This is a genomic window from Salegentibacter sp. BDJ18, assembly GCF_017579965.1.
GTDB lineage: Bacteria > Bacteroidota > Bacteroidia > Flavobacteriales > Flavobacteriaceae > Salegentibacter.
On the sequence record NZ_JAFLQX010000023.1, the window covers coordinates 222826 to 238275 of the forward strand.

Here is a 15450-nt window from a genome sequence, read left to right on the forward strand (position 1 = left end):
ATCTTGAAAATGATAAATTTAGATAAAATTTCAACCAAACCACCCCAAACGATTTCAAAAGGCGAGGCAAAGAAAAATCTGGCACAGCTTCGCAAAGAATTTTTTGAACTTCAGAATATGTTTTATGCCGATGGGCGTTTTGGTTTGCTTATTATCCTACAGGGCATGGATACTTCCGGCAAAGACGGCACCATTCGTCATGCCCTTAGCAGTATGAATCCGCAGGGCGTTCAGGTTAAATCGTTTAAAAAACCGACCGAGGAAGAGTTGAAGCACGACTTTTTATGGCGTGTTTACCCCCATATTCCACCAAAGGGTATGATTCAAATTTTTAACCGTTCGTATTACGAAGATATAATGATGCCAAGGCTCAACAATTCCCTTCCAGAAGAGATTCTCGCACACCGTTGTAAACTCATAAAGCATCTTGAACAGCATTTTAAACTGAGTAACATTCATGTACTAAAATTTTTTCTCCATATCTCGAAAGAAGAACAAAAACAGCGTATAAAAGAACGACTTTTAAAACCTCATAAACGTTGGAAATATAGTGCCAATGATAAAAAAGCAGCTAAAAAATGGGAGGCTTATAGAGCTGGCTACAATATGTTATTAAATGACTGCGATGAACCTTCCTGGCATATTATACCCGCAGATAAACGTTGGCACCGCAACTTTAGCGTTGCCAATATAATTACGGAGCATTTAAAAAAACTAAACCTAAAATATCCTAATACTTAAAAATAGAAATCATGGAAAATCACAAAGACCATAAAAATCACGGCCATAAAAGCAAAGGGAAAGATTCCACAAAGATAGATGCAGAAAAAAAAGAAGAAGAGATAAAAGACCATCATATCGAAAAAACAAAGCACGGCCACGAAAAGGCTATGGATCATAGTAAGATGAACCACGGCAGTGGAGACCATTCTGGCCACAATCCAGGGCACGGAGAACACGGGCACGACCATCATAAAATGATGATTGCCGATTTTAGAAAACGGTTTTGGGTAACTTTAATCTTGACCATTCCCATCCTGATCATCTCCCCTATGATACAAGATTTTATTGGGTATGAGTTTTTGCTTCCTGGAAACCAGTACATTTTATTCGCTCTTTCTTCGGTAGTATATTTCTATGGCGGCTGGCCATTTATTACCGGATTCTGGTCCGAGGTTAAAAAAGGTGCACCGGGAATGATGACCCTTATTTCTATGGCCATTACCGTGGCGTACTTTTATAGTTCGGCAACGGTGTTTGGTTTAGAAGGTGTCGATTTTTTCTGGGAACTTGCTACGCTTATTGCTATTATGCTTGTAGGTCATTGGATAGAGATGAAAAGCGTTCTAGGCGCCTCTAAGGCCTTGCAGCTGTTAGTAAGCATGATGCCTGCCGAGGCACATCGTGTTAAAGGAGACACTATTGAAGATATTCCTCTGGAAGATTTACTGAAAGATGACGTAATACTTGTAAAACCAGGGGAAAAAGTTCCCGCTGATGGTATTATAGTAGAAGGTTCTAGTTATCTAAATGAATCCATGCTTACCGGAGAATCTAAACCGGTAAAAAAAGATAAAAAAGATAAAGTAATTGGAGGTTCGGTAAACGGTAATGGCAGTTTAAAAGTAAAAGTAGAGCATACCGGAAAGGACAGCTATCTCAACAAGGTCATCACTATGGTCGAGGAAGCACAAAAGTCTAAATCAAAAATGCAAAACCTCTCTGACAGGGCTGCAAAATGGTTGACTTACGTTGCATTGGGAATTGGATTTGGAACATTAGCGGTTTGGCTCATATTGGGCTTTCCATTTGTTTATGCATTGGAAAGAATGGTAACCGTAATGATTATTGCATGTCCGCACGCTTTAGGTCTTGCGATTCCGTTAGTAGTTGCTATTTCAACAGCTGTATCTGCTCAGAACGGGTTGTTGATTCGCAACAGGACCGCTTTTGAAGAGTCCCGAAAAATATCGGCCTTATTATTTGATAAGACGGGAACGCTTACTAAGGGAGATTTTGGGGTTACAAGAATTGAATCTGTAAATGAAAAATTTTCGAAAGAGGAAATATTACGGTTGGCGAGTGCTTTGGAGCAAAGCTCGGAACACCCTATTGCCGTTGGAATAATTAAAAAGATAAAAGAAGATAAAGTTGCTATCCCAAATCCAGAAAACTTTAATGCGATTACGGGTAAAGGTGTGGAAGCAAATGTAGAAGGAAAGCAAATAAAAGTGGTTAGTCCTGGTTATTTAAGGGATGAAAAAATAACTATTCCCGAAGATGCCTATAGTGACGCCGCTGAAACTGTCGTCTTTGTCTTGATTGATGGAAAACTGGCAGGATATATTGCACTTGCCGATGAAATAAGACCAGAATCTGCCGAGGCTATAAAAGTCTTTAAAAAGAATAATATAAAAGTTTTAATGGCTACCGGTGATAATGAAAGAACTGCCAAAGCTGTTAGCGATAAACTCGGCTTGGATGGATACTACGCCGAAGTTTTGCCACATCAAAAAGTGGAAATAGTAAAAGAATTGGAAAGTAAGGGAGAGTTTGTGGCAATGACAGGAGACGGCGTGAACGATGCACCGGCTCTGGCTCAAGCCAATGTAGGTATTGCAGTAGGTTCTGGCACAGACGTAGCCGCTGAAACTGCGGATATTATTTTGGTAAACAGCAACCCACAAGATATTGCTAACTTGATTTTGTTCGGTAAGGCTACATACAATAAAATGATCCAGAACCTTATTTGGGCGACGGGGTATAACGTTATTGCCATTCCGTTGGCTGCCGGAGTGCTTTATTCTACCGGTTTTGTTTTAGGTCCAGCCGTTGGAGCTGTACTTATGAGTTTGAGTACCATCATAGTGGCCATTAATGCTCAATTATTGAAAAAGAAAATCGGAAAAAAATAATGATTAAAAAAAGCAAGCTCGGCAGGATCTTTTTGGTCCTGCTGAGTTTATTTATGGTAATGCTTGGTTATGGTATTTTATTGCCAATCCTTCCATACTATACCGAAAGGCTTGCTTTAGGAGCTAACCTCGATACTAATTCGATCAATTTTCATATTGGTTTATTAACGAGTATCTACCCCTTCTTTCAGCTTCTTTTCGTTATACTTTGGGGGAGGTTATCCGATAAATACGGGCGTAAGCCCATTATCGTTGTTGGATTAATTGGGTTTATAGTAATGCAACTGCTTACTGGATTGGCAACCTCCCTTACAATGCTCTATATAGCGCGTATTCTCGGAGGTATATTCACTTCGGCTGTTATTCCTGTCAGTAACGCATTTCTCAGTGATATCACTTCTAAAAAACATAGGACTAAAATTATGGCTTGGTCTGGGGTAGCGATAAGTTCAGGGGTTATTTTTGGACCTGTTTTAGGCAGTTTTCTATCCCAAACTAACCTACACTTTAAATATTCGTTTTGGATATTACATCTGGACCGGTTCTCAGTTCCTTTTATTTTGGTTGCACTTTTAGGTTTTACTGTATTGGTTATTTTGATTAAATCGTTTAGGAATACAAAACCGGTTAGCAGGTTTGTTTCAGGAAAACAAAAATTAAATTTTAGTTTTAGTAGGTTCTTTATTGTCCTATTACTGCTCTCTTTTGTTATGCAGTTTGTAGTGACCCTCTTTGAAACGGTTTTTTCAATTTATGGAAAAAATCAGTTGCTATTTTCAAGTAATCAGATAGGAATTGGTTTTATGGTCTGTGGGATAGTAATGGCGGTATTACAACCTGTATTTGCGACCTATGGAGAGAAAATATTGACAGCAAAACAACAAATTGGAGCCGGATTGTTGATTTCAGGCATTTCACTAATCGCATTTCCTTTTTTCGGCAATGAAATTTATGTCTATGTACTGATTGTAACATTCGCCACTGGTGGAGCAATTGTAACCCCTAACCTACTTTCAGCCGTTTCCTTACTTTCAAAAGAAAGGGCGGGCAGTAATATTTCTGTACAGACCTCGGCAAACAGTGTCGGACAGATTTTAGGCCCGATCATCGGAACCTGGCTCATTGCCGGTGGGTTTTATTATCCCTTCATTATAGCCGGCATCATTATAATTACCTTTATTGGATTACTTTATTTTTATAAAAGCTTTAATAGTAAAACAACTAAAATAGGACAAGACAACAAAGTATCCTAAGAAAAGCAATAATCTTGTTTCTGAAAAATAATATTTAAATTTTTATTATCTAATAATCATTTAATTTTTTAAGGCATTTCCAGAGCGCCACCAACATCACTCTGATTGGTGAAATAAGTCCGTCCATTTGCTAAAAAATGTGATCCTAATTGGCCACCTACCTTTTTTGTGGTACAAACTTTTACTATTTTGAGCTTAGCTATTTATTAATATTATGATATCACCCCAATTTCATAAGGATCAGTTCAATCCAGCGACGGAAAAGACTTCGCAATTGTTCACGCTCTATATTACGTATAGTAATACTATCCAGACGGCCGTCTATAAGTTTCCGACTAATGAGCTGAGTGTCCATCCTGTCATTTTTGGTGTATTGCTCCTTTCCCTTACGGTGTGTATCAGCGGGATTGACTAATAGGGATTTCCCTCTATAGGTCTAAAATCTGGGATAGGCACAATAGAATAATCTAAATAATATCATTTAAAATATAAAGTTCATTCTGTAGTCACTTCACCACAATATTTGATAAAACGAAATAACCAAGTCTGGTCTCTGGAACCATATTTATCCCGGTTATCATAAGGTTTGATTCTGAATAATGTTAATATTAAATTTCAGGGAATTCGAACTTTCAAAAAATGTTGTAACCAGTCCTTGAAAAAAGGATTTCACTTTCTTGAAACCTTATTAATGCCAGTAGAGGGAACTGGACTCGAGGGACCTTCTGGTTATAAGCTTGGTATTTCCATATGTCAGATATTTATCAACGGTTGATTAACCATCATAAATCATGTTATTACAGACTTTTAATCCATATAAATTTAAAAATTAATAACTTCATCAAGTGCTTCATCAGCATCCCGGTGCATAAAATTAGCTTGATAATTCAAGGTAGTTTTTAAATCACTATGACGATAGAGCTTTTGTAACATTAATGGATGAATTCGATCGCCAGCAATATTACCAAAGCTATGCCTAGCAATGTGATTAGATAAGTTTTTTTCGATTCCACATTCCGTGGCAATTAGCTTTAAGCATTTATTAAAAACCTTCGTAGCACTTTTTGTTTTTATATAAATTTGTTCAGCATCCTTAGGATTGGTATTTCTTAAAAAGGGGAATACAAAACCTTTATTAAGGTGTTTCTCCTTTTTGTAATAATTTAAAATTTTTTCCGCTTTCAAAGGAATTTTAAGGCTGAGTGCTTTTTCATTTTTGTTCATCACATAATAAAGACGATCGTCCTTAAAATCAGACCACTTCATTTTAACCACATCGGAAATACGAATTCCTGCGAAATAAAAAGAAAATAACCATATGTTGTGCGTATGCCAGATAGAAGTATTTTCCTCCAATTTCAACTGTTCAATTTTCTCAACCTCTTCTACGCTAAGTCCTACTTTATTACCAGAACCAATTCTAATTTTTTCCTTATCTCCGGCAAAAGGATAATATTTTTGATCAATAATTCCTTGCTTAATTGCTAAATTAAACAGGGTTCTAATTAAAATAAGCTGATTAGTAATAGTTCTGGTTTTTTGTCCTAAATAAGAATAGCAAAAGGTTTTGTATTTATTAATGAATACTTCATCGATATCTCTAAAAGAAAGAGCTTTACTTTTTTTGAAATGCTCTACCCCATCCATCCATACATATTTATTACGACGAGCATTACTGATACGTTTCAATCTGCGTTCCTTTATATCCTCAATGATCGCTGACTTCCTTTTAGTCCTTTTAAAGTTTAAAAATTCTTCAATATTATACAGTATAGATAAATCACCTTTTGCAACTGAGAATATCCCCCTCTCATATTTTTCCATTATACGTTCAGCCGCTAATTCAAAAAATGATTTTTGCCCCCTGGCTCCCTTTAATTTTTGCTTGATCTGTTTTGGAGTAACACGATCTTCAGAGTGGAAAAATAGGTTATTAGCCTCAACCATTTTCTTCATTAAAAAAATGTTGAGCTGTTGCGAGTTTGGATGACTTTTCTTAGCCATTCCAGCATTGTTATCCCAATCTTTCTCAAAAACATATTGTCCGAGCCACTTGTAATTAGTTTTATAATTCTCACTAATTCTCAGTGCTAAAGGAATTCTTCCATCTTTTCGAATCATATTCTTCCTTAAAACTATCTTTATGCTAGCCATAACTATTTAATTTTGAACTTTATAAAGATAAATAATTAGTTTAAAAACTAGTACAGAATAAGTACAGAATAAGTACAGAATCACTTGATTTTAACAGAATTCAATTGATTGCAAAAATTACGTATTTAACTGATAATCATATATTTTAACGGTTTTTAATCTATTTGGAATAACTACTTGTCGATGTTCATAACCCGGAGGTCCCGAGTTCAAATCTCGGTCTCGCTACTATAAATCCCTTCTTTTTCAGAAGGGATTTTTTTATGCTTTTTATTTAAAGAATAACTTATCTTTCCTTTTCTAAAACATTGATTTACAATGAAACCAAAAATTATAATTTTTGATGTAAATGAAACTCTTTTAAACCTTATTCCGCTAAAGGAAGAGATAAACGCCGCGCTGGAAAACGAGATGGGTTTTGATGTTTGGTTTCCGAAATTACTCCACTATTCCCTGGTAGAAACTTCTACTGGCAACTACCAAAATTTTAGTGAAATTGCCGCCGCAACTTTTAAAATGATTTCAGGGAAATTTGACAAGAATTTTTCTGATTCTGAAATTAAGAATATTCTTTCCGAAATTACTAAGCTCCCTGCTTATCCCGATGTAAAACCAGGTTTAGAGCAGCTAAAAGATGATGGTTATAAACTTGTCGCTTTTAGCAATGGTAAGCCAGAAATTCTCAATGCACAACTTGAATTTGCTGAAATAGCTTCATTTTTTGATGGAATTCACAGCGTAGAAGAAATAAAAAAATATAAACCACATCCTGAAAGTTACAGGTATATTCTAAAAAAATACGAGGTAACACCCAAAAGAGCAATGATGGTGGCAGCACACGCCTGGGATATAATGGGTGCCCAGCGGGCAGACCTTCAAACCTGTTTTGTAGAAAGACCCGAGAAAAAGTTTTACGATTTAGCCGAAAAACCTAATTTTTGGGTAAAAGAAATAACAGAAATTGCAGAGAAAATAGGGTGAAAATTAACTTCAACTACACATTTAGATTAGCGAGTACACCATAGCTGCACTTATTCCGAATAAAATATGAGCAATTATAAGTTGTAAATAGAATTGGCTGAAATCTATTTCTAGCGGATTTCGATTTAATTTAAACATTATTTTCCATCCAAATATCCCAATTATTCCCGCAGCCATACCAAGAACAGCTCCAGAAATTATAGTTGCCGAAAATTGCGTGAATTCCCATATTAAACTAAAAACCAACACAAAAAACCAACCGATTAAATAATGTATAAGCCAACCTAAAAGATGGTTTCTGGAAGGTTTTAGTGAAATAATTTTAGCCCGTGAAATTAAGGAGTTGAGCAACTCCGGTTCCCTAAATTGCTTAGATTTAAAATTAGACACCACGTAGCTAAATAAGGTCATAACCGATGTAGCAACCAATCCCGAGACTAAAATTGTAAATACTTCCATTGCTCTTTCTTTATATCCAAGGCTCATAATAGCAATAATGCTATCCGCCTCGGTTCAATAAAATATTTTCCTGAAAAAATAAAAAGAAAGATAAAAATTGTTTCTAAAACGAAATTGAGGCTTAACAATTAATTGACTTTAAATTAACCTTGCGCTAATTCTTATGCTTTATATTGAAGTCTATATTTAATAGAAATTAAGTCGAAAAATTCGGTTTAAGAAGAGTGAAAGCCGTAGTGCCTATTTGAATTTCAAAATATAACTTTATGAAACTAATAATAAAAGTATTATTAACATTAGGCGTTTTAGCCGGAAGTTTCGTGATGATTGGTTCTTTTACATTTGATCAGGAAAATGTTGTAGATGCACCGCCCAAAATATTTGCTTTGGTTTTGGGGCTGGGAACAATTGCTGCTATTTATATAATATGGCGCAGAAAAAGTCTAACTACTGAAGAAGATAATACTACCGATTATTAAAACCACTTCAACTTTATCTTCCCACCTCGAATACTTAATATTTCTTCTTAAAATATCCACCACTTTTTACAAAGTTAAATCTTTCCAAAACCTTTACTATAATTCGCCTTTCTGCTAATTGATAGCTAATTTTAAGGAAAAAGTAAAGCAATGGAAAAAGTTGAATTAGGAAAATCTAGTTTAAAATCGGCACCAATTATATTTGGAGGAAATGTTTTTGGATGGACATTAAATGAAAAAGAGTCCTTTAAAATGTTAGACGAGCTCTTTGAACTCGGTTTCACAACCATAGACACCGCAGATGTTTACTCCCGTTGGGCAGATGGCGTTCCACACGGCACTTCAGAAAGAATTATTGGTAAATGGATGAAAGAACGCAAATTACGCGATAAAATCACTTTAATTACTAAAGGGGGATCCAGTTTACAACCCGGAGGACCTAAAAATAATACGCAAGATTATCTTACCGGTGCAGTTCAGGATTCACTTTCGAGACTGCAAACCGATTATATAGATCTATATTTTACGCATTTTGATGATGGCGAAACCCCTGTGGAAGAAGCCCTGGAAGCTTATCAAAAGTTTATGAAAAAAGGAGAAATAAAGCATATTGGTGCTTCAAACTTTTCTGCAGAAAGATTACTAAAATCCCTGGATGAAGCTGCTGAGAAAAACTTACCGGCTTATGAAGTCTTTCAGCCTGAATACAATTTAATGGTGCGCGATAGATTTGAAGGGGAAATTAAAGAAATTTGCACCAGGAATAACTTAGGCGTAATTCCTTATTTCTCACTCGCCAGCGGATTTTTAACCGGGAAATACCGAACTAAAAAAGACTTTGAAGGCAAAGAGCGTAAAATGTTTGCCGATAAATTCCTGAATAATCGTGGTAAAAAAATCCTGGAATCTCTTGATAAAATTTCAGAAAAACATGATGTTTCGCAAGCTGCTCTTGCTCTTGCCTGGTTAATAAACAGACCCGGAGTAAGTGCCCCAATTGCCAGTGCTACTAAGTCTTCACATCTTAAATCCTTTACCGAAGCGGTAAAGATCTCTCTTTCTAATGAAGATATGGAGATTTTAAATAAGGCCAGTGAAACTGAGTAGAAATATTATGGAGAGATTGCTTCAGCTAAAAGCTCTTCACACCACAAAATTATTCATTGTAACTTACTTTTATCCATTAGTATTAGAGAACGTCATGCTGAACTCATTTTAGCATCTAAAAGATAATACTTAAGCTAAACTTAGACCCTGAAACCAGTTCAGGGTGACGTCTAATCCTAATTTAAAAGTTTACATCAGCATATTTAATTACCCTAAAACCTTTACCAATTCAGTGAAATTAACTTTTTGCTGCTCGCCAGATTTCATATTTTTCAGGGTGAATTTTTCAGCTTGCATTTCTTCTTCCCCGGCTAGGATCACAAATGGAATTTCGCGCTTATTCGCGTAATTCATTTGTTTTTTCATTTTCGAAGCATCAGGAAATAACTCAGCAGTAATATTTTCTGTGCGTAAGCGATTCACTGCTTTCAAAGCATAAAGTGCCTCTTCGTCTCCAAAATTGATAAAAAGTGCTTTGGTATTTTGAGTAACAGCTTCAGGAAAAAGATTGAGTTCTTCCAGTACCAGGTAAATTCGGTCCAGGCCAAAAGAAATTCCCACGCCACTCATATCTTTTAAGCCAAAAATACCGGTAAGATCGTCGTAACGGCCACCGCCACCAATTGAGCCCATTTTTACTTTTTCGGGAGCAGAAACTTCAAAAATTGCCCCTGTATAATAATTAAGTCCACGGGCAAGAGTTACATCTAAATCGAGTTTTGCCGTTTTTAAGGGCATCTCCTGGATAGCTTTTTCAACAAATTCCAGTTCTTTAATTCCTTCCATACCGGTTTCCGATGAACTCAGGATTTCTTTAATTCCGGCTATTTTTTCAGTGAAATTACCGTGTAATCTAAAAATTGGCTGGATTTTTTCAATAGCAGTTTTAGAAATACCTTTTTGCAACATTTCTTTTTTCACACCCTCTTCCCCTATTTTATCTAGCTTATCTAGGGCAACAGTAAAATCTATGAGTTTGTCTTTTTCACCAATCACTTCGGCAAACCCAGATAATACTTTTCGGTTATTGATTTTAATAGTTACACCTTCTAATTTTAAAGCTGAAAAAACGGCATCGTATAATTGTACGAATTCAACCTCCTGCCAAAGACTTTTACTCCCAACAACATCGGCATCACACTGAAAAAACTCTCTAAATCGTCCTTTCTGCGGCCTATCGGCTCTCCAAACCGGTTGAATCTGGTAGCGCTTAAACGGAAAATCTATTTCATTTTGATGTTGCACCACGTACCGGGCAAAAGGCACCGTAAGATCGTAACGCAGGGCTTTTTCACTAATTGAAGAAGTAATCTTTAAGCTATCTCTTTTTTCGTAAGCTTCGTTATCTGCTTTTTTAAGAAAATCTCCGGAATTCAGAATTTTAAAAATTAAACGGTCTCCTTCTTCCCCATATTTCCCCATTAGGGTATCTGAGTTCTCGAAACTTGGAGTCTCTATTGGCTGAAAACCAAACTTTTTAAATTCGGTTTTAATTACATCAAAAATATAATTTCTTTTGGCAACTTCGGCCGGGTTAAAATCTCGAGTTCCTTTTGGAATAGAAGGTTTTTGTGCCATAAAATCTTGAGGAATAGTTTCCTTTTTTAGTTTAAAGTTAGCGCCGCAAACCGGCTGAAACATTGCTGCAAATATCTTAAATTTTACCCGAACCCAAACAAATTTCAGATTTTAAGTAACATTCTGCTACTTATGAAGTCTAATTAAATAGCACTGAAAAAACATTCTATGTTCGGGTTATTAAAAGAAAACATAAGCATCGCTTTTAATTCCATTAAAAGTCAGCTACTTAGAACTATTCTTACAGTTTTAATTATTGCCATTGGGATAACTGCTCTGGTTGGGATTTTAAGTGCGGTTACCGCGCTGGAAAACACAATTAGCAGCGATTTTGCCTCAATGGGTGCAAATACTTTTAATATTCAGCGGTACGATTTCAATTCACAGCGACAGGGTGGCGGGGAAGTTGAAAAAATTAATCCTATAATTAGTTATAGGGAAGTGAAAAAATTTGAAGAAAATTTTCAATATCCTAAAGCACAAACTGCAGTTTCCTTTACGGGAACTACTGTTGCAGAAGTTAAATATATTAATGAAAAAACCGATCCTGAAGTACGTGTAATTGGCGTGAACGAAAATTTCCTGGAAAATTCTGGGTTAAATGTAGAAGCAGGACGTGAATTCAACATTTTTGATATTCAGAATAATAATAATGTAGTAGTGCTTGGAGCCGATTTTGCCAAGCCCGAAGGTCTTTTTAAAGGAGCAGATCCTATAGACAAAATTATTAGCATTAGAGGAGCAAAATTTAGAGTTATTGGGGTTTTGGAATCAAAAGGCTCTACTTTTGGAAACAACCAGGATTTACGTGTTTTAATGCCTATTCAATTGGCGCGGTCTATGTTTACCCAACCTCAGATAAATTATGCGGTAAGCGTTAAAGTTGACGATAAGGAATTGTTAGAAGGCGCGCAAGACGAAGCTATTTTAACTTTCAGGAATATACGGAAATTGAATCCCATGGAAGAAAATAATTTTGGGATGGAACGCAGTGACGATCTTATTAACCGCATTTTCTCTATTACCAGTTATCTTAATTTTGCGGCCTGGATAATTTCTATAATTACCATTTTTGGTTCATCAATCGCTTTAATGAATATTATGTTAGTGAGTGTAACCGAAAGAACGCGAGAAATTGGAGTAAGAAAAGCCTTAGGTGCAAAGCGAAAAACTATAGCTACCCAATTTTTTATGGAAACACTTATAATTGGACAAATTGGTGGAATTGTAGGTATTATCTTCGGAATATTAATTGGGATGGCCGTTTCTGCCGCAGCCGATTTTAACTTTACCACGCCCTGGGTGGCTATGATTTGGGCTACTGCTATAACTATTCTTGTAGCCATTTTAGCCGGAAGTTATCCCGCCGCCAAAGCAGCCAGGCAGGATCCCATTGAGTCGCTTAGGTATGAGTAGTGAGTAGTGAATAGTGAATAGTGATTTTTCTTTAAATGTAATCCCTTAAAAAGGCATAAATAGGAAGCCCAAGTTTTACTGTTTTCAGCCTTTTCTTATACTAACCTTTATATTAATTTATTCCAGTTAGTATTCCAGGATTCTACAAAGCTTATTTGCTTTCTACCATATTATCAAAATACTTATAGAGCTCACCCTTTGTGATATTGGCTCCCTGCTTAATTAACGCGAAAATATCTTTATTTCTATCGTCACTTAATGCTTTAGATGAAGTATAAATATTCACAGATTCGTCAAGCAAATTAGTCTGTAACCAGCTGTAGCCTTTTCGGGTAGTTAGATCTACTCCTTCATGTTCAATTTTAATGGCAATAAGATGAATAGTAACTTCGGTAATATGAAATAAATAGATTTGATTTGCAGAAAAGTGCTCCAGATATTCTACTTTATTAAGAACCCCTTCCCAAATTAGATCGCTAAAAACATCAAGTTCCTGCTCTGCAGCCTTTGGCTTGTTCTTTTTAATATCTTCCCACTCATCTGCAGTAATAGATTGTGTAGCAAGGAAATTAATAAATTCCTGCTTCATTTCTTCAAACTGCTCTTTGGTTAATCTGGAATATTTCATTTTGGTAAAAATTAAAATTAACTTTCAAATTCCATATATTTAAAATCGTCATTCTAAATTTATTTCGGAATCTAAATATTTGGAATGCCAACATGTTAGAAGCTGAAACCAGTTCAGCTTGACGATAATAAAGATCCCTAGCTTTGTCGGGATTAATTCGACCAACTAATTTACGGCGTAGCTTCGCTACTTGTAAATTAGGGTCTCATTAGAATAAGAAAAGCCCACTACTGGAGCGGGCTTTTAACTTTGTAAAAAAATAAATTAAGCTTCAGCTACAACATCAAAATTGTAAGTAGAAATCACTTCACGATGAAAACGTAAAGTTGCTTCGTACTGTCCTAATCTCTTGATGTTACCACCAGCTATAGTAATATATTTCTTATCGATTTCAATGCCTTCTTTTGCAAGAGCATCGGCTAAATCTGCATTGGTGATAGATCCAAATAATTTGTCTCCTGCACCGGCTTTAGCTGTTAACTTAACTTCTACATTATTAAGTTTTTCAGCTTGCTTTTTAGCTTCGTCGATAAATTTTTGCTCTTTATAAGCTCTTTGTTTCAGGGTCTCCGCCAAAACTTTTTTAGCTGAAGGAGTTGCAAGATGTGCATATCCCTGAGGTATAAGATAATTTCTACCGTAACCGTTTTTAACGTTTACAACATCATCTTTAAAGCCTAAATTATCTACGTCTTGTTTAAGTATCAATTCCATAATTGCCTCTTTTTATTTTAGTAAATCACCAACATATGGCATTAACGCAAGGTGACGTGCTCTTTTCACAGCAACAGCCACTTTTCTTTGGTATTTTAAAGAAGTTCCTGTTAAGCGACGAGGCAATAATTTTCCCTGCTCGTTTACGAAACTCATTAACCAGTCTGGATCTTTGTAATCTATATACTTAATTCCAGATCGCTTAAAACGACAATACTTTTTCGTTTTACTGGTCTCTATATTAAGAGGAGTAAGATACCTAATCTCTCCGTCTTTTTTTCCTTTTGCTTGTTGTTCAATAGATGTAGCCATACTTACGCTTTTTCTTGTTGTCTTCTATTTCTTCTTTTCTCAGCCCAGGCGATAGCGTGTTTGTCTAACTTTACAGTTAAATAACGCATCATACGCTCGTCTCTTCTAAAAGCAAGTTCCAACGGCTCTATAGCCTCTCCTGGAGCTTTGAATTCAAACAGGTGATAAAACCCGCTTTTTTTGTGTTGAATTGGATAGGCTAATTTTCTAAGCCCCCAATCTTCTTTCGATACCATCTCGGCCCCTTTAGAAACAAGAAATTCTTCGTATTTCTGAACTGTCTCCTTTATCTGCTCATCAGATAAAACGGGATTCAAGATGAAAACAGTTTCATAAGTGTTCATAAAAATTTACTTTAAATTTATTTGGCTGCAAAAGTAACTCAATTATTTCTATTATCAAAGCTTAAAAGTAAACTACCATATAGTAATTTAAAGAGGCATTAATATAGAAAAAAGGTTTGATTTTTAAGTCAGGTTTCAGAATATTTAGATTTTGATTAAACCAGTTTTGGAATAAAAAATTAGAATATTTTAACACCAGGGTTAAAGCACTTCATTTCTTACTACAAAATGAAAGATAAGCTTGAAATTTCACCTATGATTTTAAAGTTTATCTTGTGATTTAAGTATTTTATGTTTAATATTGTTATTACTTAACCTAACTACTGTGGAAGAAATTTTACTCAAATGTATTGTTGTTGATGATTCCAGCTTGCAGCGATTATCTATCGTAAAGTTGATAAAAGACCATGCTAATCTTAAGCTGGTTGCCGAGTACAATAACGCTATTGAAACTAAAAACGGCCTGCTCGATAATGAAATAGATTTGATATTTCTTGATATTGAAATGCCCGTATTAACAGGTTTTGAACTTCTTGACGATCTTCCCAACAAACCACAAATTATCTTTGTAACCGGGAAAACACAGTATGCTTTTAAAGCTTTTGATTATGATGCCGTAGATTATATTCATAAACCGGTAACTAAAGAGCGTTTTAATAATGCCGTAAATAAGGCGATAAATCTTTACAAATTAAAACACCAGATCTCTGCACCACCAGAAGATGAAGATTATATTTTTGTAAAAAGCAATCTTAAAAACCGAAAGGTTTTCCTCAATAAATTAAAATATATCCAGGCCCTGGGAGATTACGTAAAATTTGTTACCGAGAAAGAAAATTTTGTAGTTCTCGCTACCATGAAATCTTTTGAAGAGCAACTTCCCAACGATAAATTTCTGCGAACCCATAAATCTTATATAGTAAACCTTGATAAAATTGAGCGATACAATTCTAAGAACATCGAAATAGATAAGCAGAAATTACCACTTAGCCGTCACAAGAAAAGCAATTTGGTTGAAGCTTTAAGTGCGATTCAGTAAATTCTAATTACCCTACATCCTATTATACTATCATCAACCTGAACTATTTTTAGGTTTTAACTTGTTACCAC

15 protein-coding genes are annotated in these 15450 nt (G+C 35.5%); 8 read left to right on the forward strand and 7 right to left on the reverse strand.

Annotated elements, in window-relative coordinates; genetic code table 11:
- Window positions 1-9: 9 nt before the first annotated feature.
- The 3 genes from J0871_RS13290 to J0871_RS13300 all read left to right on the forward strand — a co-directional run bounded on the left by J0871_RS13290 (window position 10) and on the right by J0871_RS13300 (window position 4168).
- Window positions 10-741: a PPK2 family polyphosphate kinase gene (locus J0871_RS13290; RefSeq protein WP_208225798.1), complete on the forward strand. Its 732-nt coding sequence runs from the start codon at window positions 10-12 to the stop codon at window positions 739-741.
- A 149-nt stretch (window positions 742-890) separates the two neighbouring features.
- The gene (locus J0871_RS13295; RefSeq protein ID WP_243870505.1) at window positions 891-2915 is read left to right on the forward strand and encodes a copper-translocating P-type ATPase; all 2025 of its coding nucleotides are present in this window, start codon (window positions 891-893) and stop codon (window positions 2913-2915) included.
- Window positions 2915-4168 carry an MFS transporter gene (locus tag J0871_RS13300; RefSeq protein WP_208225800.1) on the forward strand — a complete coding sequence of 418 codons (1254 nt, stop codon included), beginning with the start codon at window positions 2915-2917 and terminating at the stop codon, window positions 4166-4168. Before J0871_RS13295 ends, J0871_RS13300 begins: the two co-directional genes overlap by 1 nt.
- A gap of 822 nt (window positions 4169-4990) precedes the next feature.
- On the opposite strand, the gene J0871_RS13305 is transcribed toward J0871_RS13300, so the two are convergent.
- Window positions 4991-6322 carry a site-specific integrase gene (locus J0871_RS13305; RefSeq protein ID WP_075327075.1) on the reverse strand — a complete coding sequence of 444 codons (1332 nt, stop codon included), beginning with the start codon at window positions 6320-6322 and terminating at the stop codon, window positions 4991-4993.
- 318 nt (window positions 6323-6640) lie between these two features.
- On the opposite strand from J0871_RS13305, the gene J0871_RS13310 reads away from it, so the two are divergent.
- Window positions 6641-7303 (forward strand): haloacid dehalogenase type II, encoded by a 663-nt coding sequence (locus J0871_RS13310; RefSeq protein ID WP_208225801.1) that lies wholly within the window; start codon window positions 6641-6643, stop codon window positions 7301-7303.
- 21 nt (window positions 7304-7324) lie between these two features.
- On the opposite strand, the gene J0871_RS13315 is transcribed toward J0871_RS13310, so the two are convergent.
- Window positions 7325-7762, reverse strand: a complete 438-nt coding sequence (locus J0871_RS13315) for a hypothetical protein (protein WP_208225802.1) — start codon at window positions 7760-7762, stop codon at window positions 7325-7327.
- Window positions 7763-8028: 266 nt separating this feature from the next.
- Between J0871_RS13315 and J0871_RS13320 the strand changes: the two genes are divergently transcribed.
- On the forward strand, window positions 8029-8241 hold the full coding sequence (locus J0871_RS13320) for a hypothetical protein (RefSeq protein WP_075327077.1): 213 nt from the start codon (window positions 8029-8031) through the stop codon (window positions 8239-8241).
- 150 nt (window positions 8242-8391) lie between these two features.
- Window positions 8392-9348 (forward strand): aldo/keto reductase, encoded by a 957-nt coding sequence (locus J0871_RS13325; protein ID WP_208225803.1) that lies wholly within the window; start codon window positions 8392-8394, stop codon window positions 9346-9348.
- A gap of 207 nt (window positions 9349-9555) precedes the next feature.
- On the opposite strand, the gene hisS is transcribed toward J0871_RS13325, so the two are convergent.
- Window positions 9556-10926 carry a histidine--tRNA ligase gene (gene hisS, locus J0871_RS13330; RefSeq protein ID WP_208225863.1) on the reverse strand — a complete coding sequence of 457 codons (1371 nt, stop codon included), beginning with the start codon at window positions 10924-10926 and terminating at the stop codon, window positions 9556-9558.
- A 168-nt stretch (window positions 10927-11094) separates the two neighbouring features.
- Here hisS and J0871_RS13335 point away from each other — a divergent pair, with 168 nt between their 5' ends.
- On the forward strand, window positions 11095-12342 hold the full coding sequence (locus J0871_RS13335; RefSeq protein WP_075327079.1) for an ABC transporter permease: 1248 nt from the start codon (window positions 11095-11097) through the stop codon (window positions 12340-12342).
- 151 nt (window positions 12343-12493) lie between these two features.
- Here J0871_RS13335 and J0871_RS13340 read toward each other — a convergent pair whose 3' ends face one another.
- The 4 genes from J0871_RS13340 to rpsF all read right to left on the reverse strand — a co-directional run bounded on the left by J0871_RS13340 (window position 12494) and on the right by rpsF (window position 14340).
- Window positions 12494-12970, reverse strand: coding sequence for a DUF6495 family protein (locus tag J0871_RS13340; RefSeq protein WP_075327080.1), 477 nt, complete (start codon window positions 12968-12970; stop codon window positions 12494-12496).
- Window positions 12971-13234: 264 nt separating this feature from the next.
- Entirely contained in the window at window positions 13235-13684 is a 450-nt protein-coding gene (gene rplI / locus J0871_RS13345; protein WP_075327081.1) for a 50S ribosomal protein L9, read from the reverse strand.
- Between the two features lie 12 nt (window positions 13685-13696).
- Window positions 13697-13996 (reverse strand): 30S ribosomal protein S18, encoded by a 300-nt coding sequence (rpsR, locus tag J0871_RS13350; RefSeq protein ID WP_075327082.1) that lies wholly within the window; start codon window positions 13994-13996, stop codon window positions 13697-13699.
- Window positions 13997-13998: 2 nt separating this feature from the next.
- Window positions 13999-14340, reverse strand: coding sequence for a 30S ribosomal protein S6 (rpsF, locus tag J0871_RS13355; protein ID WP_075327083.1), 342 nt, complete (start codon window positions 14338-14340; stop codon window positions 13999-14001).
- A gap of 325 nt (window positions 14341-14665) precedes the next feature.
- On the opposite strand from rpsF, the gene J0871_RS13360 reads away from it, so the two are divergent.
- Window positions 14666-15379: a LytTR family DNA-binding domain-containing protein gene (locus tag J0871_RS13360; protein WP_075327084.1), complete on the forward strand. Its 714-nt coding sequence runs from the start codon at window positions 14666-14668 to the stop codon at window positions 15377-15379.
- Window positions 15380-15450: the final 71 nt, after the last annotated feature.

Coding starts and splice junctions, on each gene's coding strand:
- J0871_RS13290 (WP_208225798.1), top strand. CDS start 10: ATGATAAATTTAGATAAAATTTCAACCAAACCACCCCAAACGATTTCA.
- J0871_RS13295 (WP_243870505.1), top strand. CDS start 891: ATGGATCATAGTAAGATGAACCACGGCAGTGGAGACCATTCTGGCCAC.
- J0871_RS13300 (WP_208225800.1), top strand. CDS start 2,915: ATGATTAAAAAAAGCAAGCTCGGCAGGATCTTTTTGGTCCTGCTGAGT.
- J0871_RS13305 (WP_075327075.1), bottom strand. CDS start 6,322: ATGGCTAGCATAAAGATAGTTTTAAGGAAGAATATGATTCGAAAAGAT.
- J0871_RS13310 (WP_208225801.1), top strand. CDS start 6,641: ATGAAACCAAAAATTATAATTTTTGATGTAAATGAAACTCTTTTAAAC.
- J0871_RS13315 (WP_208225802.1), bottom strand. CDS start 7,762: ATGGAAGTATTTACAATTTTAGTCTCGGGATTGGTTGCTACATCGGTT.
- J0871_RS13320 (WP_075327077.1), top strand. CDS start 8,029: ATGAAACTAATAATAAAAGTATTATTAACATTAGGCGTTTTAGCCGGA.
- J0871_RS13325 (WP_208225803.1), top strand. CDS start 8,392: ATGGAAAAAGTTGAATTAGGAAAATCTAGTTTAAAATCGGCACCAATT.
- hisS (WP_208225863.1), bottom strand. CDS start 10,926: ATGGCACAAAAACCTTCTATTCCAAAAGGAACTCGAGATTTTAACCCG.
- J0871_RS13335 (WP_075327079.1), top strand. CDS start 11,095: ATGTTCGGGTTATTAAAAGAAAACATAAGCATCGCTTTTAATTCCATT.
- J0871_RS13340 (WP_075327080.1), bottom strand. CDS start 12,970: ATGAAATATTCCAGATTAACCAAAGAGCAGTTTGAAGAAATGAAGCAG.
- rplI (WP_075327081.1), bottom strand. CDS start 13,684: ATGGAATTGATACTTAAACAAGACGTAGATAATTTAGGCTTTAAAGAT.
- rpsR (WP_075327082.1), bottom strand. CDS start 13,996: ATGGCTACATCTATTGAACAACAAGCAAAAGGAAAAAAAGACGGAGAG.
- rpsF (WP_075327083.1), bottom strand. CDS start 14,340: ATGAACACTTATGAAACTGTTTTCATCTTGAATCCCGTTTTATCTGAT.